This window comes from Alkaliphilus sp. B6464, assembly GCF_018141165.1.
Lineage (GTDB): Bacteria > Bacillota > Clostridia > Peptostreptococcales > Natronincolaceae > Alkaliphilus_B.
In genome coordinates, this window is the sequence record NZ_CP058557.1 from 1,729,583 (window position 1) to 1,753,736 (window position 24,154).

The following is a 24,154-nucleotide window of genomic DNA, read 5'->3' on the forward strand; positions in this document are numbered from 1 at the left end:
TATGAAATATGAAATTTAAAAGATATTTACAAAAAATAAAGAAGTTTAGTACATTCAGTACTATGAAGATGCAAAATTACTTTGTTAAAGAACTTTCAATTCTATTAAACCCGCCAACTGCCTTTAAAGCAGTATATACAAGAATAGCTTCTATAAAAAACATAGGCATACCTTGTATTAAAGATGTCCACATTACGGAACAAAGACCGCCTGTTGCACAATAGAAAGCTATTATTACTGAGAAGATAAAAATACCAGTATTAAATGGAATATTTGTAAAAGATTATAGAAGTATAGCAGCACCTTTAAATTGAGCTACTAAAGGAGAGATATGGTATTCCTATAGTTCATATGTCTACAATAACAACTATTTCTCAATCTGTAGGGGCCAATAGAATAGTTCCAACTATAGCTATACCTTATCCTGTAGGTAAGCCTAATATGCCGAAGAATAAAGAGTTAGATTTAAGAAGTAATCTATATAAGTAATATTGACATTAATATGATATCCTGTAAAATGTAAAATGAGGTAGATAAAATTGTTTTAATGCATATAAGTCTGATTAGATAAATAAAAGTAGTTATTTAATGAATAAAGCTGTATAAGTAGTTTTAGAAATATTGAACTGATTATATGGCTTTATGTCATTTGAAATAAGGGTAAATTTTTTAAAAATAGAAGGGGTGAGGATAATTAATTTAGAAAAAATTATAAACTCTGTAACAGCTCGCATAGCCCCATTGTCTGTAGATGCTAATAGATGCTGCAAAATAAATTCCCCCCAAAGTAAATGCACTATATGTGAAACCAACTGTCCACAAGGTGCAATTAAGATTAATAGAAAGCAAAAACAAATTCTCTTTGATGATAATTGCTTAGAATGTGGTTTATGCGCATCTAACTGTCCTTTAGGAGCTATTGAGTTACAGGAACCAACAGAAATAGGTTTACTAAATAAAATAAAAAGTATAGGTGAGGGTGGGGGAACGGTTGTTTTGAGCTGTCACTTAAACAAGGAAGTGTCTTCAAAAGCTATTAAAGTACCATGCTTAGGCAGTTTGTCTCTAGAATTTCTCTTAGCGGTGAGCTTGTTAGAATTTCCAGTTTATATTATTTATAGAGAAGAAAAATGCAATGCTTGCACTGTAAGGAGTGGAATAAAGACTTATTTAGGTCAATTAGAAAAAGTAATGACATTAAGGGAAGCACTGTCAGTATCAGAAAATGCTATAAAACATAACCACACATCGCCTAAAATAGTACCACCTAAAAAAGGGGATAAAGAAAATAAAGTAGACTTAGAGCGTAGACAATTTTTTGGCTTTATGGCAGCTGAAGTTAAAAATGCACCCAAAACAATCTTAGATAATCTTATAGGTGTTTCTGTAAAGAATAATAATAGAGGATTAGATTCATCTCAAATATTAACAAATCGTTTAAGATTGTTACAGCTAGTACTAGAAAAGAAGATGGATAAGGAAGTATTAGAAGTATCAAGTAGTTTTCATTTAAGTCCTATTTTGAAAGACGATTGTTATTTTTGCAAAGCATGTATTAAGCTTTGTCCTGTAGGAGCTTTACAATATATTGAAGGACAAGGAATATTTATGGATAATGGATACTGTACAGGCTGTGGACTTTGTGTAGATGCATGTTATTATAAAGGATTAGTATTAGAGCCAAGCAGTCTAGTATCAATAAGAAATAAAGATAAGGCAATTTTAGCAAAAGAAGAAAAAAAGCATTGCAAAAGCTGTGGTAAAAGTATTGTAGTTAATGAAGAAGCAGAGATATGTTTTTCCTGCAAAAACAAGTAAGTAATATTTTTTTATGGAGAATAGATAGAAAAAAAGCACATAAAGTTTTGAGTAAAATACTCAAAACTTTATGTGCTTTTATCGAAATGATAAAAAATGTCGAATTTTACCACATTATGATAAAAAATATCAAATTTTGTCACATTAAAGCTTTAATCTTATCACAGAAAATGTTAAAATTAAAACGTAGTTGGTTTATAAAATAACAAATGCTTTGCAGATAGTTCCTAAATGGAAAGTATTTCAAGAAACACAGAAGGAGGAATGAAGAGTGAATAAAATTAAAAACAAATTTGACTTATCAAGAAGATCTTTTTTAAAGATGTGTGGAATTGTTGGAGGATCTGTTGTATTAGGAGGGTGTGGTAATGAAGGGCTAGAAGAAGATACTGCTACAGATTCTATAATTAACGTAGATGAAGGAATAGAAATAATTCCTACAGCTGGAACTAACAACTGTGGTGGTAGATGTGTTATTAAGGCACATGTAAAAGACGGTGTAGTTGTAAGGTTAAGCACTGACGACGAACCAGATGATCCTAAATCTCCTCAAGTTAGAGCTTGTGTCAGAGGAAGAAGCTATCGTAAAACAGTTTTCCATCCAGATAGATTAAAATATCCTATGAAAAGAGTAGGAAAAAGAGGAGAGGGAGAATTTGAACGAATTACTTGGGAAGAAGCTATAGATATTATTGCTTCCGAAACTAAGCGTATCAAAGAAGAATATGGTCCAGCTTCTCGTTTTGTACATTATGCCTCCGGTGTCAGTGCAACTATTAGAGGAAACACCTTATGTCAAAGACTATTAGCTTTAGATGGAGGGCACTTGGGATACTATAATAGCTATAGTACTGCTTGTACTGCACAAGCAACGCCTTATACGTATGGTACTAGTTCAACTGGAAATACTCCTGACGACTGGGTAAATTCTAAATTAATTATACTTTGGGGACATAACCCAGCAGAAAGTATTTTTGGTACAACGTTATATCATTTAAGAAGAGCTAAGGAAGCAGGAGTAAAAATTATAGTTGTAGATCCTAGATATAGCGATACTGCTATTGCTTTTGCGGATGAATGGGTTCCGATTTTACCAGGCACAGATAACGCTGTTATGGATGCTATGGCTTATGTGATGATTACAGAAAATTTACATGATGAAGACTTTTTAAATAAATATACAGTAGGTTTCGATGGTGAACATATGCCTGAAGGGATTGACGGTAAGGAATCTTACAAGTCCTATGTTTTAGGAGAAGCAGACGGTATACCTAAGACACCTGAGTGGGCAGAAAAAATTTCTAAAACCCCAGCAGAAACTATAATAAAGTTAGCTAGAGAATATGCTACTACAAAACCAGCGGCACTAATACAAGGATGGGGACCACAAAGAAATGCTCATGGAGAACAAATTGTTAGGGGAGCTACAGTATTAGCTACTATGACAGGAAATGTAGGAATTAATGGGGGATGGGCATCTGGCGCTGGAAATGCTGGAAGACAAAGCATACCAAGTGTACCAATCCCAGAAAATCCTTTCCCAGGAAAAATTCCAGTGTTTTTATGGACAGATGCCATTGTTCGAGGAACAGAAATGGGAGCAAAAGATGGAGTAACTGGTGTAGATAAGCTACCTAGCAACATTAAGCTTATTTATAACTTAGCTGGAAACACTTTGCTTAATCAGCATTCTGATTGTAATAAAACAGCAGAAATTTTAAAGGATGAGAGCAAAGTAGAATTTATTGTAGTAAGCGATATATTTATGACACCTAGTGCAAAATTTGCTGATATATTACTTCCTGCTAACTCTATGTTTGAAAGAAATAATATCACTACTCCTTGGAATTCAGGGGATTTTGTAGTGTATGCCAATAAAGTAGTAGATCCTCCTTTTGAGTGTAAGTTTGAATATGAATGGCTAATTGAAGTAGCTGATAGATTAGGAATAAGAGAAGAGTTTACTGAAGGTAAGGAAACAATAGAAGATTGGTGTAAATGGATAGTAGAGGGAATTAAGAATAATCATCCAGAATTCCCAAGCTATGAAGAATTTAAAGCTCGCGGTATTTATAAATGGACATATGACGAGCCACTGGTAGCGTTTAAAGCTCAAATTGAAGATCCAGAAAATAATCCATTCCCAACACCATCTGGAAAAATAGAAATATTCTCTAAGCGTCTTTATGATATGAAGAATCCTGCAGAAATTCCAGCAGTACCTAAGTACATTTCTTCATGGGAAGGACCAGAAGATCCATTAACTAAGAAATATCCTCTACAATGTATTGGACATCATACTAAGAGACGTTGTCACTCTACTCATGATAACAATCCATGGGCTGAGGAAGTAGAAGCTCAATCTATTTGGATTAATACACAAGATGCAGAGGCGAGAGGTATACAGAATGGACAGATGGTTAAGGTTTTTAATGATCGTGGAGTGGTGATTCTACCTGCAAAAGTAACGACTAGAATCATGCCAGGTGTAACTAGCATGCCTCAAGGTGCTTGGTACGATCCAGATAAAGATGGTATCGATCGTAGAGGAAATATTAATACCCTTACCAGTCATAAGCCGACACCACTAGCTAAGGGTAATCCGCAGCATACTAATTTAGTAGAAATTGAAAGTATATAAATAGCTTAGTATAAGGAGGTATGAGTTATGTCAGAACAATTAGGATTTTGTATAGAGCAACATCTATGTACTGGTTGTAAAGCGTGTCAAGTCGCTTGTAAAGATAAAAATAATTTGGAATTAGGACAGCTATGGAGGAAGGTTACTGAAAGTGAAGGAGGTAATTATACACGTGAAGGTAATGGATTAAAACAAAATGTTTATGCATACTGGACAAGTATGTCTTGTAACCATTGTGTTAATCCTTCCTGCGTGGAAGCCTGTCCTACAGGAGCTATGTATAAAAGAGAACAAGATGGTATTGTATTAATTGATCAAGAAAAATGTATTGGCTGTGGTGTGTGTAAACAAAACTGCCCGTATGATGCACCACAATTAATAGAAGAAGGCAAAATGGGAAAATGCAACTATTGTATTGATTTAATACAGCAAGGAAAAGAACCACAATGCGTAGCTGCTTGCCCGCTACGAGCACTTCACAGTGGTCCTATTGAGGAGCTAAAAAATAAATACAAAGGAACTAATAAAACTCAAGATTTTGCTGAAACAAGTACAGAACCATCAATAGTTATTGTGCCACATAAGAATGCGGTAAGATAAGAAACCCTACGTAAATAGAGGTGTTAAACTATAACACCTCTATTTATATAGAACTATGAAATTAAATCTAAAGATGTTAGGGTATACTAGTGAATACATACCTAGTAAATACCTATATGGAAGTTTATGCAATTAAAAGGAGGTTTTTTATGACTGCAGATATTAAAGCTAAATCAGAAATGCTTAACTTTGAGACACTACCATTAGATCATATATTAAAATCTAGAGGTTGGATGTATAATTTTTTAGCAAAATATTTTTACAAAGAACCTGATTTTAAAGCATTGGAAAAATTAATGGAAAATAACTTATTTCAAACCCTAAAGGAATTAGGAGAAGATCATGAAGGCATAAAAATTTTAGCAGATTTTATCCATAAGTCCCCTAAGTTAAGTGATGAAGAAAAATTGAGCATAAAGAGACAGTATGAAACATTATTTTATGGACCAGGTCACCTACCGGCACCTCCTTGGGAATCAGTGTATAGGAGTGACGAAAGAATTATTTTGGATGAACATACCTTAGCTGTAAGAGAATTTTATAGAAAATGGGGCGTAAAGCTAAGTGAAGAAGACAAGCAACCAGATGATCATATTGGCTTAGAATTAGAATTTATATCTATATTAAACAAAAGAACAATAGAAGCTCTAGAAGAGAGTGATATAGAAAAAGCAAAAGAAATTTTGAATGGACAAAAAACTTTTTTAGAAAAGCATCTATTAATCTGGATAGATGAATTTTGTGGAATGCTAAAGGATAATGTTAACATAGATCTTTATAAAGGAATGGCACTTTTTACTCCTTATTATTTAAAAATGGATAGACACATATTAGAAGAACTTATTACGCAAATAGATGAATTTCAGAAATAAAGGGTGTTAGAATAATAAAATATTAAAGCAGTTAAAAGGAAAGACAAAGAAGCAAACTAAGATAAAGAAGTATTTTAAAGAAATAGAGACCTTACACTAGGGGGTTTCTATTTTTTGTTGAAGAAATGATAGTTTTATAAAAATATTTCTCTTTGATTTGATAAATGTACTAAAGTTGCCATAATTTTTCAAAAGAAAAATGACTTCAACAGATACTAAATCCGTCAAATACAGAATTATTACTGTCATATTTTTCTTGTCTATCTTTAAATTCATTTGGTATAAAATAGTTGTGGCGATTATATTATACCAAAGAGATAGATTCTTCGGAGTTTGTCTTTTTTACTTTTTGCAGAAAAAAAGGGCGTCTCAGCCCTAGGTTAATTATCTATTTTGAGACAGCCCTTTTTAATATTATTGCAGTTCGCTTTTCATTTGGTTATATTTTGTTTTTGCGCTTTGAACATCTTGACTTTGAGCTGGCTTAGTTTGATACCATCCTCTTTGCTTCATTGCATTAAATATTTGATATTGAATTTCTTGTGTATCTGTTAAGCATTTAGTTAAATGCTGTCTTAAATTAGTGCAAGATGCTTCGGTTATTCCTACGTTATATGCAGAAGTTACTTGTTTTTCGGAAGTTAACAAGTCATTCATCAATTCCTTTTCTGTAAATGTTGGATGATTCATTTGCATAAAAAAACCTCCCTAATATATTATATAATTCATATTGCCATACTAATTATTGGTGAGAATTCAAATAGTTTAATAGCTCATTATAGTGCTGCTTATGCTTTTGAGACGCTTGTTGACAAAGGTTTTTCAGTTCAGTATCAGTACAATAGCTAGCATAGTTGCTAAATTTTTTTGTCATTAGAGATTCATGATTTAACTGATCCTCCAGTACTTTTAAATTATTAGAATCAAGTTTTTTGCTTCCTTGCCCTACTGGAGTATTCATTTGATCTTGCATAGTATTTGTCATTTTATCAATTACCTCCTTATCAAGTAAGTTTATTGTATTCCAATATTATTATTTGAAAAAATTAAAAACATATAGCTGGAAAACAATACAGTTGTGGTAAATTATTATTTGCATTACAAAAAATAGAAAAATAATTTGAAATATTGTATAATATTATTTATGTAGTAAATAAATAAGGGGGAGATTTAATGATTTATCGCGAATATGGTAAGACAAGGAAAAAGGTCTCGGTTATTGGATTTGGCGGAATGCGTTTTGGGGAAGATAATGACTATAGCGCAGAGGTAGTTAGAAGGGCTAACGCCCTAGGGATTAACTATTTTGATACTGCTCCAGGCTATTGCGACGATAGAAGCGAAGCAATATTCGGACAAGCATTTAAAAATATGCCTGGACAATACTTTGTATCTACAAAAAGTAGCATAAATAAGGAAAAAACTGCGGATCAAGTTCGCTGGAGAATAGAAAACTCACTTAAAGTCATGGGTATAGAAAAAATTAATTTCTTTCATATGTGGTGCGTTATGGATTTAGATCAATACCATAATATAATGGCTCCGGGAGGACCATACGAAGGTGCTCTAAAGGCCAAGGAAGAGGGACTAATTGAGCATTTGGTATTTTCGACCCACTGTAAGGGTGAGGATATACGTAAGATTATTGAGGATAATGTGTTTGAAGGTGTACTTTTAGGTTATAATTTAGTAAACCATCCCTATAGGCAGGAAGGGGTAGAAGCTGCATTTGAACATAACTTAGGTGTAGTTACAATGAATCCTCAAGGTGGAGGATTAATTCCTCAACATAGGGATTATTTCGATTTTATTAGAGAGAGAGAAGATGAAACAGTGTCTCAAGCAGCACTAAGATTTAATGCAGCACAGAAAGGAATTACAGTAGTGTTAGCTGGTATGAAAACTATTGAAGAGGTAGAGGAAAATGTAAATGTAGCAGACTACCCACTTATAGTTTCAGATGAAAAACTAAAAGAAATTAAAAGTCGAATTACAGACAGTATGAACTTACTATGTACTACCTGTGGCTATTGTAGTAAATGCCCTCAAAAGATAAAAATACCTTCCTACATGGAAGCCTACAATCTTTCTTTATTAAAGGATGAAAACGAAACTAAGAAACGTATTAATTGGTTTAAGGATCAAGGTGTTTTAAAAGATGGAGCCAGTACAGCTGCCGATTGTATAGCGTGTGGCCTTTGCGAGACTCTTTGTACACAAAAACTTCCTATTATTGAGAGATTGAAGGAGATAGCTTTAAAATATTAAGATTACAATGAAGATTGAATACTCAGAAAATACAATCATAAAACAAAGCACTTGACAAGATAATTATAATTTGATATTTTATTATGAAACAATCTTATTAGACAGTAGAAAACTTTATATTTTGTAGAATATTTTTAAAAAAAATATCACTCATATAATACCGATAATATGGTTCGGAAGTATCTACCGGATGACCGATAATCATTCGACTATGAGTGGAATTATTATACTGAAAAGCTGGATCTATTTGTTTATATGCAATATAGGTTGTATTTATTAATCCTATATATTAGTATAATCAATATTAGTTTCATTAAACCCGTATAATAATTTCACTCTAAGGTTATATCTATAGAGAGAAATTACTATATGGGTTTTTGTGTTTAAAATTTATTTTTATATAAAAGATGAAAATAATAGAATGGAGGAGAGAATTATGGAAGATAAAATTGTAAAAGAAGGTATAACCTTTGATGACGTACTATTAATTCCATCAAAGTCTGAGGTATTGCCAAACCAAGTAGATGTTTCAACATATTTAACTAAAAAAATAAAACTTAATATTCCACTTATGAGTGCAGGAATGGACACGGTAACAGAGGCGAAGATGGCTATTTCTATGGCAAGAGAAGGCGGAATTGGAATTATCCATAAAAACATGTCTATAGAAGAGCAAGCACTAGAGGTAGATAAGGTTAAAAGAAGTGAGCACGGTGTTATTGTAGATCCATTCTTTTTATCTCCAGATCATATAATAGAGGATGCCTTAGAATTAATGGCAAGATATAGAATTTCTGGAGTGCCAATTACAGAAGCAGGTAAGCTTGTAGGGATTATTACTAATAGAGATATTCGTTTTGAAACAAACCATAAAAAGAAAATTAGTGATGCTATGACAAAGGACAATCTAATTACTGCAAGAGAAGGAATCTCTATGGATGAAGCACAAAAAATTCTAATGGCACATAAAATTGAAAAGCTACCTATTGTGGATGGAAATGGAATGTTAAAGGGATTAATTACAATTAAAGATATAGAAAAGGCAATTCAATATCCAAATTCTGCGAAAGATAGTAGCGGACGACTATTAGCAGGAGCTGCTGTTGGAGTTTCGAATGATATTATGGATAGAGTAGAAGCATTATATAAGGCTAAAGTAGACGTTATAGTTATAGATACTGCCCATGGACATTCTAAAGGAGTAATTGAAACAGTTAAAAAAGTTAAAGAAAAGTATAAAGATCTTCAAGTTATTGCTGGAAACATTGCAACAGGAGAAGCAGCTAGAGAGCTAATTGAAGCAGGAGTTGACGCTATAAAAGTAGGTATTGGACCGGGTTCTATTTGTACAACTAGAATAGTTGCTGGAATAGGTGTACCACAAGTTACTGCTGTTTATGACTGTGCAAAGGTAGCAAATGAATATGGTATTCCAGTTATTGCAGATGGTGGCATTAAGTATTCAGGAGATATTCCAAAGGCGATTGCAGCTGGCGCAAGTGCTGTTATGATAGGTTCTTTATTTGCTGGAACAGAAGAGAGCCCAGGAGAGACTATTATATTTAATGGTAGAAGCTTTAAAGTATACAGAGGTATGGGTTCTATTGCATCTATGGAAAAAGGAAGTAAGGATCGTTACTTCCAACAGGATAATAAAAAGTTAGTACCAGAAGGTGTAGAAGGTAAAGTGCCTTATAAAGGATATGTTAGAGAAACTATTTATCAACTAATTGGTGGGCTAAGAGCGAGCATGGGCTATTGCGGAACTGCAACTACGAAAGACCTACAGGAAAATGGTAAGTTTGTACGTATTACCGGAGCTGCTCTTCGTGAAAGCCATCCACATGATATAATAATTACAAAAGAAGCACCTAACTATAGTATCAGCGAATAAGAAAGAGGTGACCTATATGAAACAGGAATTAATATTAATATTAGATTTTGGCGGTCAGTATAATCAATTAATTGCACGTAGAGTAAGGGAACATAATATTTATTGTGAAGTTGTTCCTTATAAAATAAGCGCTGAAGAAATTAAAGCTAAAGATCCAAAAGGATTAATCTTTACTGGAGGGCCATCAAGTGTGTATGGGGAAAAAGCTCCTCAATGTGATAAAGAAATTTTTGAATTAGGAATTCCAGTTTTGGGAATTTGCTATGGTGGACAACTAATGGCTCATACATTAGGTGGAAAAGTAAATCGTGCTAAAAATAGAGAGTATGGAAAAACTGCTTTACAAATGAATAAAGACTCTAAGCTATTTAAAGGAATTCTACAAGACTCTATTTGTTGGATGAGTCACACTGATTTTATTGAAGCGGCACCTTCTGATTTTGAAATTAGTGCTACAACTTCAGATTGTCCCGTAGCTGCAATGGAAAATCAAAAAAGAGGACTTTACGCCGTACAATTTCATCCAGAAGTAGAACATACAGAAAAAGGGAAAGATATTATAAAGAACTTTCTATATGAAATCTGTAATTGTCAAGGAGATTGGACAATGGGGAATTATATAGAAAAAGAAGTAGAAGATATCAGAAAGTTAGTAGGAAATAGAAAAGTTCTATGTGCTTTATCTGGTGGGGTAGATTCTTCTGTAGCAGCTGTCCTTGTTCATAAAGCAATCGGTGATAACCTAACATGTGTATTTGTAGATCATGGATTACTTCGAAAAAATGAAGGGGATTGGGTTGAAGACATCTTTAAAAATCAATTTAAAATGAATTTTATTCGTGTTAATGCAAAGGATAGATTCTTAGAAAAACTAAAAGGTATAACAGATCCAGAAACAAAGAGAAAGTATATTGGAGAGTTATTTATCCGTGTTTTTGAAGAGGAATCTCAAAAACTTGGAGATTTTGAATTCTTAGTTCAAGGTACTCTATATCCAGATATTATTGAGAGTGGAACAGAAACAGCATCAGTTATTAAGAGTCATCATAATGTTGGGGGCTTACCAGAGGATATGAAGTTTGAGTTGATTGAGCCTTTTAAATTCCTTTTTAAAGATGAAGTTAGAATGGTAGGTACAGAATTAGGCGTACCAGAAGAAATTGTATGGAGACAACCTTTCCCAGGACCAGGACTAGCCGTAAGGGTATTAGGAGAGATAACAGAAGAAAAGCTGAACATTGTGAGTGAAGCTGATGCTATCGTTCGGGATGAGATTAAAAAAGCAGGATTAGATCGTGAAATATGGCAATACTTTGCTGTATTACCTAATATTAAGAGTGTTGGTGTTATGGGTGATGAGAGAACTTATTCTCATACAATTGGAATTCGTGCTATTACAAGCTCCGATGCTATGACAGCAGACTGGGCACGAATTCCTTATGAAGTTTTAGAGAATATGTCAAGACGAATTGTTAATGAAGTTGAAGGGGTTAATAGGATAGTTTATGATATTACCTCTAAACCACCAGCTACAGTTGAGTGGGAATAAAAGTAGATAGACGTGAAACCAATGTTTCCAATAGATTAAACATAATTTAATAAAAAAATTAAGTAGTTATGATACTTGTTAATTGAAACAAGGTCATAACTACTTTTATAGGTATTTTAAATTTCATCCCCATCTTCTACATATTCTAAAATATCACTAGGTTAACAGTCTAAAATTTTGCATAATGCTTCAAGTGTAGAGAAACGTATAGCTTTAGCTTTATTAGTTTTTAAAATTGAAAGGTTAGCCATGGTGATATCTAATTTCTTAGAAAGCTCAGTAGAACTAATTTTCCTTTTTGCTATCGTTACATCTAGATTTACTATAATCGCCATAACAGTCATCCTTTTATATAGTTTTATCATTTAATTCTATAGTTGTTTTAATAAAACAATAAATACACAAAATATATCATGAATAGTATTTTGTTTTTTATGGCGAAAAAATATATATGAAATGGAATAGAAATAATTCGAATATTAAATAGGATTCTATATTGTATAGTTCGGAAAATAGCATATTTAAAATAAAAAAAATATAAAAATGTTCGAAAATCCTATTGACCATAAAAGATATCTCTGTTATTATTAAAATGTAGTTAAGAAGTGTTAGAAAAACTGAATATAAATTCTAAATTTATATAATGCTAATAATATGGTTTAGCAGTCTCTACCGAATAACCGTAAATTATTCGACTATGAATGAAAGTGTACCTAGGGTTCCGACTAATATAATATGATATTAGTGCTGGTCCGAGCGGTACAAGCATGTTGTATGCTACACCGATGGGATAAAAACCCGGACGGATAGGTTTCATTCCTTGTAACCTATCTGTTCGGGTTTAATTTATTTATTTTAATAAGGCAATTATAAATATTCATAAATTTATTTTACTTAAGGAGGACTAAAAAATGAGTACAAAAAACACTAATGCATCAACATCAGCCTTAGATAGGTACTTTAGACTATCAGAAAATAAAACTGATGTAAAAACTGAAATTATTGCTGGTATTACTACTTTCATTACTATGGCCTATATTTTATTTGTAAATCCAGATATACTTTCAAAGGCAGGAATGGATTATAACGCAGTATTTTTAGCAACATGTTTATCAGCTGCACTTGGAACACTTATTATGGGACTTCATGCTAATATTCCATTTGCACAGGCACCTGGAATGGGACTTAATGCTTTCTTCACATACGGAGTTGTAATGAGCTTAGGATATACATGGCAACAAGGTTTAGCCGCAATCTTTATTTCAGGAATTTTATTTATAGTATTGACTGTTACTGGTGCAAGAGAATCTATTGTAGATTCAATTCCAGTATCTTTAAAACATGCTATCAGTGGAGGTATTGGACTATTTATCGCATTACTTGGATTCACAAATTCAGGAATCATTGTAGCAGATCCAAATACATTTTTAGCATTTAGTAGTTTTAACAGTGCTCCTGTTATTTTGGCTGTTATAGGCTTAGTGATTACGGGTGTATTGATGGTTAGGAATGTAAAAGGTGCTATTTTAATTGGTATAGTTACTACTACTCTTATAGGTATTCCTATGGGGGTAACTAATACAACTATAAATACATCATTTAATTTTGATTTAAGTCCAACATTTATGCAAATGGACTTTAAAGGACTATTGAAAATTGGTGAAGCAAGCTTTGTAGGTGCTTTAGCCAGTGTAGCAACGGTGGTTATTTCATTCAGTTTAGTAGATATGTTTGATACTATTGGAACTTTAATTGGTACAGCTACTAAGGCTGGAATGTTAGACGAAAATGGAAAACTTCCTAGTATGAATAAAGCTCTATTAGCAGACGCTGTAGCAACTTCTGCAGGGGCTATTTTAGGTACATCTACAGTTACAACCTTTGTTGAGTCAGCAGCAGGTGTAGCAGAGGGAGGAAAAACAGGTTTAACAGCTGTAACATCAGGACTATTATTCTTATTCTCAATATTTTTAGCACCATTTGCTTTAATGGTACCTGCACAGGCTACTGCTCCAGCCTTAATTATAGTTGGTGTTTTAATGATGGGAGCAGTTAAACAAGTTAATTTTGATGACTTTTCAGAAGCTTTGCCAGCCTTCTTTACAATTGCAATTATGCCATTTACCTATAGTATAGCTAATGGAATTGCTGCAGGATTAATATTCTATCCTATTATGAAAATAGCAACTGGCAAATCAAAAGAAGTTCATCCTACAGTGTATGTATTGGCATTATTGTTTATCCTTCGATTTACAATATTACCTCACTAGGCAAGACATAAGCAGCTAAGAAATTTCTTAGCTGCTTTAAAAAAACCAAAATTAGGTCAAAGGGGCGAGGGTTTTGGATAAAGATTTAAAATATGGAATAAATAGAATAAAAATAGGAATTATTGGCGGAGGACAATTAGGTAAGATGATGATTTTAGAAGGCAAAAAACTTGGAATACAGTTTATTATCCTAGACCCTGATAAAAGTTGTCCTGCCTCATCTATAGCCGATGAACAAATAGTTGGAGATTATTATGATGCCTCTAAAATTGAAGAACTGGCAGTAAAATGTCATATAGTAACTTATGAGCTGGAACATATAAATGCAAACATATTAATTGAGCTTGAGGAGAAGGGTTATAAAATAGAACCTTCACCTAGCACATTAAAAATGATTCAAAATAAATATAGACAAAAGCAATTTTTAAAAGGCCATAATATTGCAACTACCCCATTTGAGAAGGTAAATACTATAGATGATATTAAGAGCTATATTGCTAAAGAAGGTCTGCCAGTAGTGTTAAAAAGTTGTTATGGTGGTTATGATGGAAAAGGTAATAAGCTTATTAGAAAGGTTGAAGACATTGAAGTTGCCTACAAATTATTAAAAGTTGAGGGTAGAGAACTTATGGTTGAAAAGTATATTTCATTTACTAGTGAGGTTTCGATAATTGCGGCACGTAGTACCATAGGAGAAGTCAAAATCTATCCATTATCTGAAAATGTTCATGAAGACAATATATTAAGAACTACTATAGTACCAGCACGGTTTATGGATGACGTAGCAGATAAGGCAGAAAACTTGGCACTAAATATAATGGAAAAGCTAGATGGCGCAGGAGTATTTTGTATAGAGATGTTTATAGATAAAAATAAAGAAGTATTAATTAATGAAATAGCACCAAGAGTTCATAATTCTGGCCATTATACCTTAGAAGGATGTAATATATCCCAATTTGAACAACATTTAAGAGCTATTTTAGGATACCCTTTGGCAACTCCTTATTTAATTAAGCCGAGTGTAATGATTAATCTTTTAGGAGAAGAAGGTATAGAGGGTAAGGCTGTAATTCGCGGGTTAACAAGTACCTTGGAGAAGCAAGATGTGTATGTGCATTTTTATGGAAAAGAGTATACAAAGCCTTTAAGAAAAATGGGACATGCCACTTTATTAGGCGAAGATATTGAAGAAATATTAAAACGAGCTGAAATTATAAGGAATACACTTAAAATAACTAGTTGCTAGGAGTGATACTATGAAAAATCCAATTGTTAGTATTATTATGGGAAGTGATTCCGATCTTCCTATTATGAAGAATGCAGCAGAGATATTAGACAAGCTAGGTGTTTTATATGAACTTACTATAGTTTCTGCGCACCGTACTCCAGAGAGAATGTTTAGCTTTGCAAAAGGTGCAGCGGATAGAGGAATTAAGGTTATTATAGCGGGGGCAGGAGGTGCGGCCCACTTGCCAGGTATGGTGGCCTCAATTACTCATATACCAGTAATAGGAGTACCTATTAAAAGTAAAACCTTAGATGGAATAGATTCTTTATATTCTATAGTACAAATGCCATCTGGAGTTCCTGTAGCAACGGTAGGAATAAACGGTGGAACAAATGCTGGTATATTGGCGGCTCAAATTATTAGCATTGTAGATGAAAATGTAGGAAAAAAATTAATTAATTATAAATCAAACTTAACTAAAGCAGTTGAAGAAAAGGCAAAGAAACTTGAAGAAGTTGGATATAAAAACTATTAACTAAAATTATTGAATAGGGGGAAAAACAATGGAAAATAAATATGAAACTTTAGGATTAAAAAAGACAGAATACGAAAGAATAGTAGAAATTTTAGGAAGAGAACCTAATGAACTGGAATTAAATCTATACAGTGCTATGTGGTCAGAACATTGTAGTTATAAACATTCAAGAATTTTATTTAAACATTTTCCGACCTCAGGTAAAAGAGTATTACAAGGACCAGGAGAAAATGCTGGAATAGTGGATATAGGAGACAATATGGCAATTGCTATGAAAATAGAAAGCCATAACCATCCTTCTGCAATAGAGCCTTACCAAGGGGCTGCTACAGGGGTAGGAGGAATTTTAAGAGACATATATGCTATGGGAGCAAGACCTATTGCTTTATTAAGCTCATTAAGATTTGGGGATATAAAAACAGATGATAGAACTAAATTTCTAGTAGAAAAAGTATTTGAAGGAATGGCAGACTATTGTGATGGTGTAGATGTGCCAGCAGTTGGAGGAGAAATATACTTTAACGATTCTTACCAAGGAAACCCATTGGTAAATGCTATGTGTATCGGATTAATAAATCACGATAAAATACACCGTGCCAATGCTTCGGGAGTTGGCAACTCTATAATGTATCTAGGAGCTGCAACAGGAAGAGATGGTATTGGTGGTGCTAGCTTCGCATCAGCAGGGTTAGAAAACCAAACAGAAGGTGTATGTCCAATAGGGAATCCTGAAATAGGAAAGAAATTACTAGAAGCTTCTCTTGAGCTATTAGATACTGGTTGTATTGTAGGACTACAGGACTTAGGAGCTGCAGGACTTACATCAGCAAGCTGTGAAACAGCTACCCGTGGTGAAGGTGGTATGGAAATAGATGTTCTTAAAGTGCCTAGAAGGGTAGAAGGAATGTTACCAGTAGAAGTTATGATTTCAGAATCCCAAGAGAGAATGCTTTTAATAGTTGAAAAAGGTAGGGAAGAAGAAGTTAATAAAATTGTAGAAAAATGGGGGCTTCATTCAGTTATCATAGGTAAAGTAACTGACGATAATATGTTAACCATAAAAGAAGGAGATAAAATAGTAGGTAAAGTACCTGCTGCTAGCTTAGATTCTTCTGGAGCACCAAAATATGATAGTGATTTTGAAACACCTAAATATATTGATGAAGTTAGAAATATTAATCTTGACGAAATAAAGGAGCCGGAAAATTATAATGATGTATTATTAAAGCTTTTAGCTTCTCCTAATATTGCAAGTAGAGATTGGATGCATAAACAGTTTAATATTAATGATACTGAACAAGTAGAGGTAAAGGCTGGATCGGCAGCATCGGTTATTAAGATTAAAGGAACTAATAAGGGAATTGCTTTAACCACAGATTGTAATAGTCGCTATTGCTATTTAGATCCTAGAGAAGGTAGTAAAATTGCGGTGGTAGAAGCATCAAGAAACCTTGTATGTAGCGGTGCTAAACCTTTGGCTGTAACAGATGGACTTAACTTTGGAAATCCAGAGACAAAAGACGGATTTTGGCAGCTAAGAGAGAGTGCATTAGGCATAGGTGAAGCTTGTCGTGAACTAGATACTCCAGTTGTAGGCGGGAATGTTAGTCTTTATAATGAAACAGAAACAGGAAGTATTTATCCTACACCTATTATTGGAATGATTGGATTAATAGAAGATATAAATAAATCTATTACTATGAACTTTAAAGAAGATGGTGATGTAGTAATTCTTCTAGGAAAAACCAAAGAGGAGTTAGGAGGAAGTGAATATTTAGCAGAGATACATGGACTTGAAAAGGGTAAAATTTCAGATGTTAATTTTGCACTGGAAAGAAGATTACACAAGCTTATATTAGATGCGAATGATAAAAAACTGTTACAATCTGCCCAAGATGTATCAGAAGGTGGTTTAGCGGTAGCACTAGCAGAATGCGCAATGGAAAATGAAATGGGAGTAGAAGTTAAATTAGATAGTGAGCTTAGAAAAGATATTGCTTTATTTGGTGAAAGCCAATCAAGATTTATTATAAGTGTAAGACCTGAAAATCTAAATACTATAAAAGAGCTTATAGCTGAGAATAAAATACCAAACACAGTATTAGGAACTATTGGAGGAGAAAGCTTTAAAATTAGTATAAGTGGAGAAGAGATAATTAATCTGCCAATAGAGGGGATGAAAAAAACATGGAAAGATACCTTCGAACTTTTAATGAAATAAATAATGATAAGTTAGGTGAAGAATGCGGCATTATAGGTATGTATAAGTGGAAGGAAGATAATGCCTCTAAATTGCTTTTCTATGGACTTTATGCTCTGCAACACAGGGGACAGGAGAGTGCAGGTATTGCAAGTAATGATGGACAGAGGAGTTATCATTATAAACAAATGGGCCTTGTATCAGAAGTATTTGATGATAAAATATTAAGCCAGTTAGGTGGACATATAAGTATAGGCCATGTAAGATACGGGACTGTTGGTGGAAGTAAAGTGGAAAATGCCCAGCCCCTTATTGCTAAAATAGGGGAGAGTAGCATTTCAATGGCTCATAATGGAAGCTTAGTTAATGCAAAAGAAATAAAAAAAACATTGGAAAATAATGGGGAGGTTTTTAAAACCGCAATTGACAGTGAAGTAATCATTAAACTACTTTCTAAATATAGTGATGAGAATATTTTAAGTTCTATAGGAAAAACCATGGATTTAATTAAAGGTGCCTATGCATTAGTAATTATGACAGAAGAAGAACTTATTGGGATTAGAGACCCCTATGCCTTAAGACCTCTGTGTTTAGGTAAGCTAGATGATGGCTATGTATTGGCTTCCGAAAGTTGTGCTCTTGATGCTGTAGGTGCAACCTTAATTAGAGATATAAAACCTGGTGAAATTATAACTATTAATAAAGAAGGAATTACTTCAACCTATTATACTAAAAAAGAAAAAAGAGCTTCCTGCATATTTGAATATGTTTATTTTGCAAGACCAGATAGCTTAATCGATGGTGTTAACGTATACGAGGCAAGAAAAAATGCAGGTAGGATATTAGCAAAGGAGCATCCTATAGATGTGGATATGGTAATGGCCGTACCAGATTCATCTATTCCTGTAGCTTTAGGATATGCCGAGGAGCTAGGTATTCCATTTGGAGAAGGATTGTTTAAAAATCGTTATGTAGGCAGAACTTTTATAGAGCCAGATCAGTCCTCTAGGGAAAGAGCCTTAAGATTAAAGCTGAGTCCTTTAGGACAAAACATTAAAGGAAAAAAAGTTGTTTTGGTGGATGATTCTATCGTAAGAGGTACTACTAGCAAAAAGATTGTGGCAGATTTAAGAAGTGCAGGAGCTAAAGAAGTTCATCTTAGAATAAGCTCTCCACCTGTTGCTTATAGCTGTTATTTTGGTATAGATACTCCAGATGCTAGTAAATTGCTGGGAGCAACTAAATCTATTGAAGAAATAAGACAAATAGTAGGAGCAGATAGTCTAGGATATATAAGCCTAGATGGTTTAGTGGAATCGACAGGGTTAACTAAGGAGAATTTTTGTATTGCTTGCTTTAATGGAGATTATCCTATAAAGATTTAATGTCTATTGGGAGGTAAGGATGATGGATATAACTTATAAAAGTGCTGGCGTAGATGTTGATGAGGGACAAAGGGCTGTTAAGCTAATGAAGGAACATGTTAAGAGTACTTTTAATTCCAATGTTTTGGCAGACCTAGGTGGTTTTGGAGGATTATTTTCCTTAAATATTAATGACTATAAAGAGCCAGTTTTAGTATCTGGAACTGATGGAGTAGGGACAAAGCTAAAGCTAGCATTTATGATGGATAAACACGATACTATTGGACAGGACTGTGTGGCAATGTGCGTTAATGATATTTTATGCCAAGGTGGAAAACCTTTGTTTTTTCTAGACTATATTGCAACAGGAAAGTTGGTAGGGGAAAAGATAGCACAGATTGTAGGTGGAATTGCTGAAGGATGTAAGCTAGCTGGTAGTGCATTAATAGGAGGAGAAACAGCAGAAATGCCTGGTTTATACAAGGAAGATGAATACGACCTAGCAGGTTTTGCTGTTGGTATTGTTGATAAGGCTGATATAATTACAGGAAAAAATATAGAAGCTGGGGATATTATTTTAGCTTTACCATCTAGTGGTATTCATAGCAACGGTTACTCATTAGTTAGAAAGCTTTTCTTTGATATTTTGGACATGAAAACTACAGATTATGTTGAAGAATTTGGACAAACCTTGGGCGAAGTGTTACTTACACCTACTAAAATATATGTAAATCAAATTTTAAGTCTAATTAAGGACATAAATGTCAAGGGAATTTGTCATATTACAGGTGGAGGTTTTTATGAAAATATTCCGCGTATATTGCCGGAAAATGTAGACGCAAAAATTGACATAAAATCCTGGCAAATACCCCCTATATTTAAATTCATACAGCAAAAAGGAAATATTAGCTATAAAGAAATGTTTAGCACATTTAATATGGGAGTGGGAATGGCAATAGTTGTTTCTCAAGAGGATGCTCAAAGGTCAATGGAAATATTAAAAGCTATTGGCGAAGATGTGAAAGAGATAGGTAAAATAGTTAAAGGGAACAAACAGGTGATTTTATGAAGAATATAAAAATTGCTGTTATGATTTCTGGTGGAGGTACAAACCTACAGTCTCTAATTGATGAAGTTCACAATAAAAGTGTAGGTGGAGAAATTGTATTGGTAGTTTCTAATAGAGAGGATGCTTACGGATTAACTAGAGCTAAAAGTAACGGGATTAAAAGTATAGTTATTAATAGAAAACAATATAAATCGGATTCAGAGTATGAACAAAACCTAGTTAATACTTTAGAAGAAGCAGAGGTTGAGTTAATAGTTTTAGCAGGATACTTAGCTTTTATTCCTATAGAAGTTATTAAAAAATATGAAAATCGTATTATTAATATACATCCTTCTTTAATACCAAGCTTTTGTGGAAAAGGATTTTATGGAGAAAAAGTTCATCAAGAGGCAATTAGGAGAGGCGTAAAAGTTACGGGAGCAACAGTACATTTTGTTAATGAAGAAATGGACGGGGGACCTATAATTATTCAAAAAGATGTAAATGTGGATTTCAATGATACGGTAGAAAGTCTACAGAAAAAGGTATTAAAGGTAGAGCATGAAATTTTACCATTGGCGGTTAGATTGTTTATAGATGATAGATTAAGAATTACAGATAATCGAGTTAATATATTGTAAACTTCTTATAAAACTGAGGGGTGGATAAAATGATAAAACGGGCTTTAATAAGCGTATCTAATAAAGAAGGAATTGTGGAATTAGCAAAAAAACTTGTAGACTTAAATATAGAAATACTCTCAACAGGTGGTACAGCAAAGCTATTAAGAGAAGCAAAAGTTGAAGTAAAGGATGTTTCGGATATAACAGGCTTTCCAGAATGCCTAGATGGAAGGGTAAAAACTTTACATCCTTCGGTACATGGTGGAATACTAGCTATTAGAAGTAATAATGAGCATATGCAGACACTAGAAAACTTAAATATTAGACCTATAGATTTAGTTATAATTAACCTGTATCCCTTTAAAGAGACAATTTTAAAAGAAGGTGTACAGTTAGAGGAAGCAATTGAAAACATAGACATTGGAGGCCCTACAATGTTGAGGGCAGCAGCAAAAAATTATAGCGATGTAACTGTAGTAATAGATCCAATGGATTATGATGGGATTATTGAAGAAATAAAAAACAAGGGAAATACTAGCACAGAAACAAGATATAATCTTGCGTTAAAAGTATTCGAGCATACAGCACATTATGACAGCTTAATAGCTAATTATTTGCGAAAGAAATCTGATATATTTCCTGAAAATTTGACTTTAACTTATGAAAAAGTACAAGATCTGCGTTATGGAGAAAATCCACATCAAATGGCAGCATTTTATAAAGAAGTGGGTAATAATAAAGCTACATTAGTAGATGGAATTCAGATTCAAGGTAAGGAGTTATCTTTTAACAATATTAATGATGCAAACGGAGCATTAGAGTTGTTAAAGGAATTTGAAGAGCCAACAGTAGTGGCAGTAAAGCATACCAATCCTTGTGGTGTAGCATCTGGTAAAGATATTAACGAAGCTTGGGATAAGGCCTACCGTGCCGATCCACTTTCAATATTTGGTGGTATTATTGCAGCTAACAGACCTATTACAAAAAAAATAGCCAACTCTATGAAGGAAATTTTTCTTGAAGTAGTTATAGCTCCAGATTTTACAGAAGAAGCATTACAAGTGTTTGAAGAGAAGAAAAATCTTCGTTTAATTAAAATAGAAAACATATGTAGTCTTTCTGAAAAACAATGGCAGATAAAGAAAGTACAGGGTGGTATTTTAGTGCAGGAAGAGAATAATACCCTAATGAAGGAACTAAAAGTAGTAACTAATACAGCACCAAATGAAGAAGAAAATCAAGACTTGGTATTCGCCTTTAAGATAGTAAAACATGTAAAATCAAATGCTATTGTCTTAGTAAAAAACAAACAAACATTAGCTATAGGGCCAGGTCAGACGAGTCGAATTTGGGCATTACAAAACGCTATTAGAAATAGTACTCACTCTCTTAAAGGAAGTGTTTTAGCATCAGATGCTTTCTTTCCATTTAGAGATTGTGTAGATGATGCAGCAAAGGCAGGAGTTAGTGCTATCATTCAACCTGGTGGATCTATTAAAGATGACACATCTATTGAAGCTTGTAATGAACACGGTATTTCTATGGTGTTTACGGGAATGAGACATTTTAAACATTAATTTGAAAAAGGGGTGAAAAGATGAAGCTATTAGTAATAGGTGGTGGCGGCAGAGAACACGCTATAGTTTGGAAGCTAAGCCAAAGCCCTTTAGTTACAGAAATTTTTTGTGCTCCTGGGAATGCTGGTATAGGTAAAATTGCTAAAAATGTTGATATTTCTTCTAATAATATAGATAAACTTGTAGAATTTTCTCTTGAAATGAATATTGATCTGATTATAGTAGGACCAGAAGAGCCTTTAGTAGAAGGTATAGTCGACACTTTTAGGCAAAATAATTTAAAAGTTATAGGTCCGACTAAGCAGGCGGCACAACTTGAAGGGAGTAAAGCCTTTGCTAAGGACTTTATGAAAAAATATGACATCCCTACAGCACAGTACCATGAAGTTACCACCTTTGAAGAAGCAAAACTAGTTATAGAAGGATATTCCTATCCTGTAGTAGTTAAGGCCGATGGCCTGGCAGCAGGTAAGGGGGTATTTATTTGCGAAAATAAAGAAGAAGCCTTAAGTGTAATAAAACAATTATTAGATGATAAAATATTAGGAGATGCTGGCAAAAGTATAGTTATAGAAGAATTTTTAAAGGGCACAGAAACTTCTATATTATGTTTTATAGATGGACATACTATTATTCCTATGGTAAGTAGCCAAGATCATAAAAGAGCTTTTGATGGGGATAATGGGCCGAATACTGGGGGAATGGGCACTTATTCTCCTAACTATGTGTATACAGAAGAAATTGCAAAACAAGTAGAGAAAGAAATTTTATATCCTACATTAATTGGTATACAACAGGAGAAAATGGATTATAGAGGTATTATTTTTATAGGACTTATGATTACAGAAGATGGTCCAAAGGTTTTAGAATATAATGTGCGTTTTGGAGACCCGGAAACACAAGTAGTACTGCCTAGATTAAAAACTGATTTAATAGAAATATTTGATAATATAATAGATAGAAAATTAGAGGATACAGATATTCAATGGAGTGAAGATGGAGTAGTTTGTGTTATACTGGCCTCTGGAGGATATCCAAATAAATATGAAAATGGATTAGAGATTACAGGTTTAGATACAATCGAGAATGAACTATTAATATTTCATTCTGGCACAATAGAAAATGAAAATAAAATTGTGACAAAGGGTGGTAGAGTTTTAGGTGTAGTAGGTATAGATAAAAATGTACAAGAAGCTAGGGAAAAAGTTTATGCTAATATAGATAAAATTAGATTTAAAGGAAGCTTTTATCGTAAGGATATAGGAATTAAATAGTTAAAATGCCATAGCTTTAAACAATTTTAAAATGGATATCCAACATATTTTTTACGGTATATGTTGGATATCCATTTTCTTAAATTATGGCTTAATGTTGTTTGTTTATACCACTAATAATCCTATCCCATTCTTCTTGATAAAAATGCTTAGAATCCAAAGCATCAATATCTTTTACCATATCTAGTGGCATTACTAATGGATTAATTGTTTTTTCTATTACTTTAAATGCATCTGCATTATATGTTTCATTAATTAAATCTTTAGGGTTATTGTAATATCTTCTTTTCATAATTATCACATCCTTATATATTTATGATAATCATAATTAGTATGTGTAAAATGTAATAAAAATAAAAATGAAAAAATTACAAAAAATTTAGAGGAATTCTA

General features: G+C 33.2%; 21 protein-coding genes, 1 pseudogene and 2 riboswitches. Of the genes and pseudogenes, 17 read left to right on the forward strand and 5 right to left on the reverse strand.

From position 1 onward, the window contains the following. Nucleotides 1-76: 76 nt before the first annotated feature. The gene (locus HYG84_RS20835; protein ID WP_212382134.1) at nucleotides 77-271 is read right to left on the reverse strand and encodes a sodium:solute symporter family transporter; all 195 of its coding nucleotides are present in this window, start codon (nucleotides 269-271) and stop codon (nucleotides 77-79) included. A gap of 53 nt (nucleotides 272-324) precedes the next feature. Between HYG84_RS20835 and HYG84_RS08360 the strand changes: the two are divergent. The 5 genes and pseudogenes from HYG84_RS08360 to HYG84_RS08380 form a co-directional block, all read left to right on the forward strand. Continuing rightward, nucleotides 325-489: pseudogene (locus HYG84_RS08360) on the forward strand (glycine/betaine/sarcosine/D-proline family reductase selenoprotein B); the annotation flags it as partial. Between the two features lie 153 nt (nucleotides 490-642). After that, a complete protein-coding gene (locus HYG84_RS08365) occupies nucleotides 643-1,818 on the forward strand; it encodes an ATP-binding protein (protein WP_212375687.1) in 1,176 nt (391 codons plus the stop codon). Between the two features lie 271 nt (nucleotides 1,819-2,089). Further along, nucleotides 2,090-4,459, forward strand: a complete 2,370-nt coding sequence (locus tag HYG84_RS08370; RefSeq protein WP_212375689.1) for a DMSO/selenate family reductase complex A subunit — start codon at nucleotides 2,090-2,092, stop codon at nucleotides 4,457-4,459. Between the two features lie 27 nt (nucleotides 4,460-4,486). After that, nucleotides 4,487-5,059 (forward strand): DMSO/selenate family reductase complex B subunit, encoded by a 573-nt coding sequence (locus HYG84_RS08375; RefSeq protein WP_212375692.1) that lies wholly within the window; start codon nucleotides 4,487-4,489, stop codon nucleotides 5,057-5,059. A gap of 149 nt (nucleotides 5,060-5,208) precedes the next feature. Next, nucleotides 5,209-5,931 carry a TorD/DmsD family molecular chaperone gene (locus HYG84_RS08380; RefSeq protein WP_212375695.1) on the forward strand — a complete coding sequence of 241 codons (723 nt, stop codon included), beginning with the start codon at nucleotides 5,209-5,211 and terminating at the stop codon, nucleotides 5,929-5,931. Between the two features lie 414 nt (nucleotides 5,932-6,345). Here the strand turns inward: HYG84_RS08380 and HYG84_RS08385 are convergent, their stop codons facing one another. Beyond that, nucleotides 6,346-6,627 (reverse strand): spore coat protein, encoded by a 282-nt coding sequence (locus HYG84_RS08385; protein WP_212375699.1) that lies wholly within the window; start codon nucleotides 6,625-6,627, stop codon nucleotides 6,346-6,348. 46 nt (nucleotides 6,628-6,673) lie between these two features. Beyond that, nucleotides 6,674-6,916: a hypothetical protein gene (locus HYG84_RS08390; RefSeq protein ID WP_249168562.1), complete on the reverse strand. Its 243-nt coding sequence runs from the start codon at nucleotides 6,914-6,916 to the stop codon at nucleotides 6,674-6,676. Between the two features lie 188 nt (nucleotides 6,917-7,104). Here HYG84_RS08390 and HYG84_RS08395 point away from each other — a divergent pair, with 188 nt between their 5' ends. The 3 genes from HYG84_RS08395 to guaA all read left to right on the forward strand — a co-directional run bounded on the left by HYG84_RS08395 (nucleotide 7,105) and on the right by guaA (nucleotide 11,642). Beyond that, nucleotides 7,105-8,199 (forward strand): aldo/keto reductase, encoded by a 1,095-nt coding sequence (locus tag HYG84_RS08395; RefSeq protein ID WP_212375701.1) that lies wholly within the window; start codon nucleotides 7,105-7,107, stop codon nucleotides 8,197-8,199. A 130-nt stretch (nucleotides 8,200-8,329) separates the two neighbouring features. Then, nucleotides 8,330-8,431: riboswitch (purine riboswitch) on the forward strand. A 204-nt stretch (nucleotides 8,432-8,635) separates the two neighbouring features. Beyond that, complete coding sequence (gene guaB / locus HYG84_RS08400) at nucleotides 8,636-10,093, forward strand: IMP dehydrogenase (protein ID WP_212375704.1); 1,458 nt, start codon at nucleotides 8,636-8,638, stop codon at nucleotides 10,091-10,093. Nucleotides 10,094-10,109: 16 nt separating this feature from the next. Continuing rightward, on the forward strand, nucleotides 10,110-11,642 hold the full coding sequence (guaA, locus tag HYG84_RS08405; protein ID WP_212375707.1) for a glutamine-hydrolyzing GMP synthase: 1,533 nt from the start codon (nucleotides 10,110-10,112) through the stop codon (nucleotides 11,640-11,642). Between the two features lie 161 nt (nucleotides 11,643-11,803). Here guaA and HYG84_RS08410 read toward each other — a convergent pair whose 3' ends face one another. Then, a complete protein-coding gene (locus HYG84_RS08410; RefSeq protein ID WP_212375710.1) occupies nucleotides 11,804-11,977 on the reverse strand; it encodes a helix-turn-helix domain-containing protein in 174 nt (57 codons plus the stop codon). Nucleotides 11,978-12,258: 281 nt separating this feature from the next. Further along, a riboswitch (purine riboswitch) is annotated at nucleotides 12,259-12,360 on the forward strand. 193 nt (nucleotides 12,361-12,553) lie between these two features. Between HYG84_RS08410 and HYG84_RS08415 the strand changes: the two genes are divergently transcribed. The 9 genes from HYG84_RS08415 to purD all read left to right on the forward strand — a co-directional run bounded on the left by HYG84_RS08415 (nucleotide 12,554) and on the right by purD (nucleotide 23,761). Continuing rightward, nucleotides 12,554-13,912: an NCS2 family permease gene (locus HYG84_RS08415; protein WP_212375713.1), complete on the forward strand. Its 1,359-nt coding sequence runs from the start codon at nucleotides 12,554-12,556 to the stop codon at nucleotides 13,910-13,912. Nucleotides 13,913-13,985: 73 nt separating this feature from the next. Further along, nucleotides 13,986-15,158, forward strand: coding sequence for a 5-(carboxyamino)imidazole ribonucleotide synthase (locus HYG84_RS08420; RefSeq protein WP_249168563.1), 1,173 nt, complete (start codon nucleotides 13,986-13,988; stop codon nucleotides 15,156-15,158). Nucleotides 15,159-15,168: 10 nt separating this feature from the next. Then, nucleotides 15,169-15,675 (forward strand): 5-(carboxyamino)imidazole ribonucleotide mutase, encoded by a 507-nt coding sequence (purE, locus tag HYG84_RS08425; RefSeq protein ID WP_212375716.1) that lies wholly within the window; start codon nucleotides 15,169-15,171, stop codon nucleotides 15,673-15,675. Nucleotides 15,676-15,703: 28 nt separating this feature from the next. Next, nucleotides 15,704-17,896 (forward strand): phosphoribosylformylglycinamidine synthase subunit PurL, encoded by a 2,193-nt coding sequence (purL, locus tag HYG84_RS08430; protein WP_212375719.1) that lies wholly within the window; start codon nucleotides 15,704-15,706, stop codon nucleotides 17,894-17,896. Beyond that, nucleotides 17,863-19,260, forward strand: a complete 1,398-nt coding sequence (purF, locus tag HYG84_RS08435; RefSeq protein WP_212375721.1) for an amidophosphoribosyltransferase — start codon at nucleotides 17,863-17,865, stop codon at nucleotides 19,258-19,260. Before purL ends, purF begins: the two co-directional genes overlap by 34 nt. Before the next feature lie 19 nt (nucleotides 19,261-19,279). After that, on the forward strand, nucleotides 19,280-20,308 hold the full coding sequence (gene purM, locus HYG84_RS08440; protein WP_442860793.1) for a phosphoribosylformylglycinamidine cyclo-ligase: 1,029 nt from the start codon (nucleotides 19,280-19,282) through the stop codon (nucleotides 20,306-20,308). Further along, complete coding sequence (gene purN, locus HYG84_RS08445; protein WP_212375727.1) at nucleotides 20,305-20,928, forward strand: phosphoribosylglycinamide formyltransferase; 624 nt, start codon at nucleotides 20,305-20,307, stop codon at nucleotides 20,926-20,928. Before purM ends, purN begins: the two co-directional genes overlap by 4 nt. A 29-nt stretch (nucleotides 20,929-20,957) precedes the next feature. Beyond that, nucleotides 20,958-22,487, forward strand: coding sequence for a bifunctional phosphoribosylaminoimidazolecarboxamide formyltransferase/IMP cyclohydrolase (gene purH / locus HYG84_RS08450; protein ID WP_212375730.1), 1,530 nt, complete (start codon nucleotides 20,958-20,960; stop codon nucleotides 22,485-22,487). 20 nt (nucleotides 22,488-22,507) lie between these two features. Next, the gene (gene purD, locus HYG84_RS08455) at nucleotides 22,508-23,761 is read left to right on the forward strand and encodes a phosphoribosylamine--glycine ligase (protein ID WP_212375733.1); all 1,254 of its coding nucleotides are present in this window, start codon (nucleotides 22,508-22,510) and stop codon (nucleotides 23,759-23,761) included. Nucleotides 23,762-23,852: 91 nt separating this feature from the next. Here purD and HYG84_RS08460 read toward each other — a convergent pair whose 3' ends face one another. After that, the gene (locus HYG84_RS08460) at nucleotides 23,853-24,053 is read right to left on the reverse strand and encodes a hypothetical protein (protein WP_212375736.1); all 201 of its coding nucleotides are present in this window, start codon (nucleotides 24,051-24,053) and stop codon (nucleotides 23,853-23,855) included. Nucleotides 24,054-24,154 lie beyond the last annotated feature (101 nt).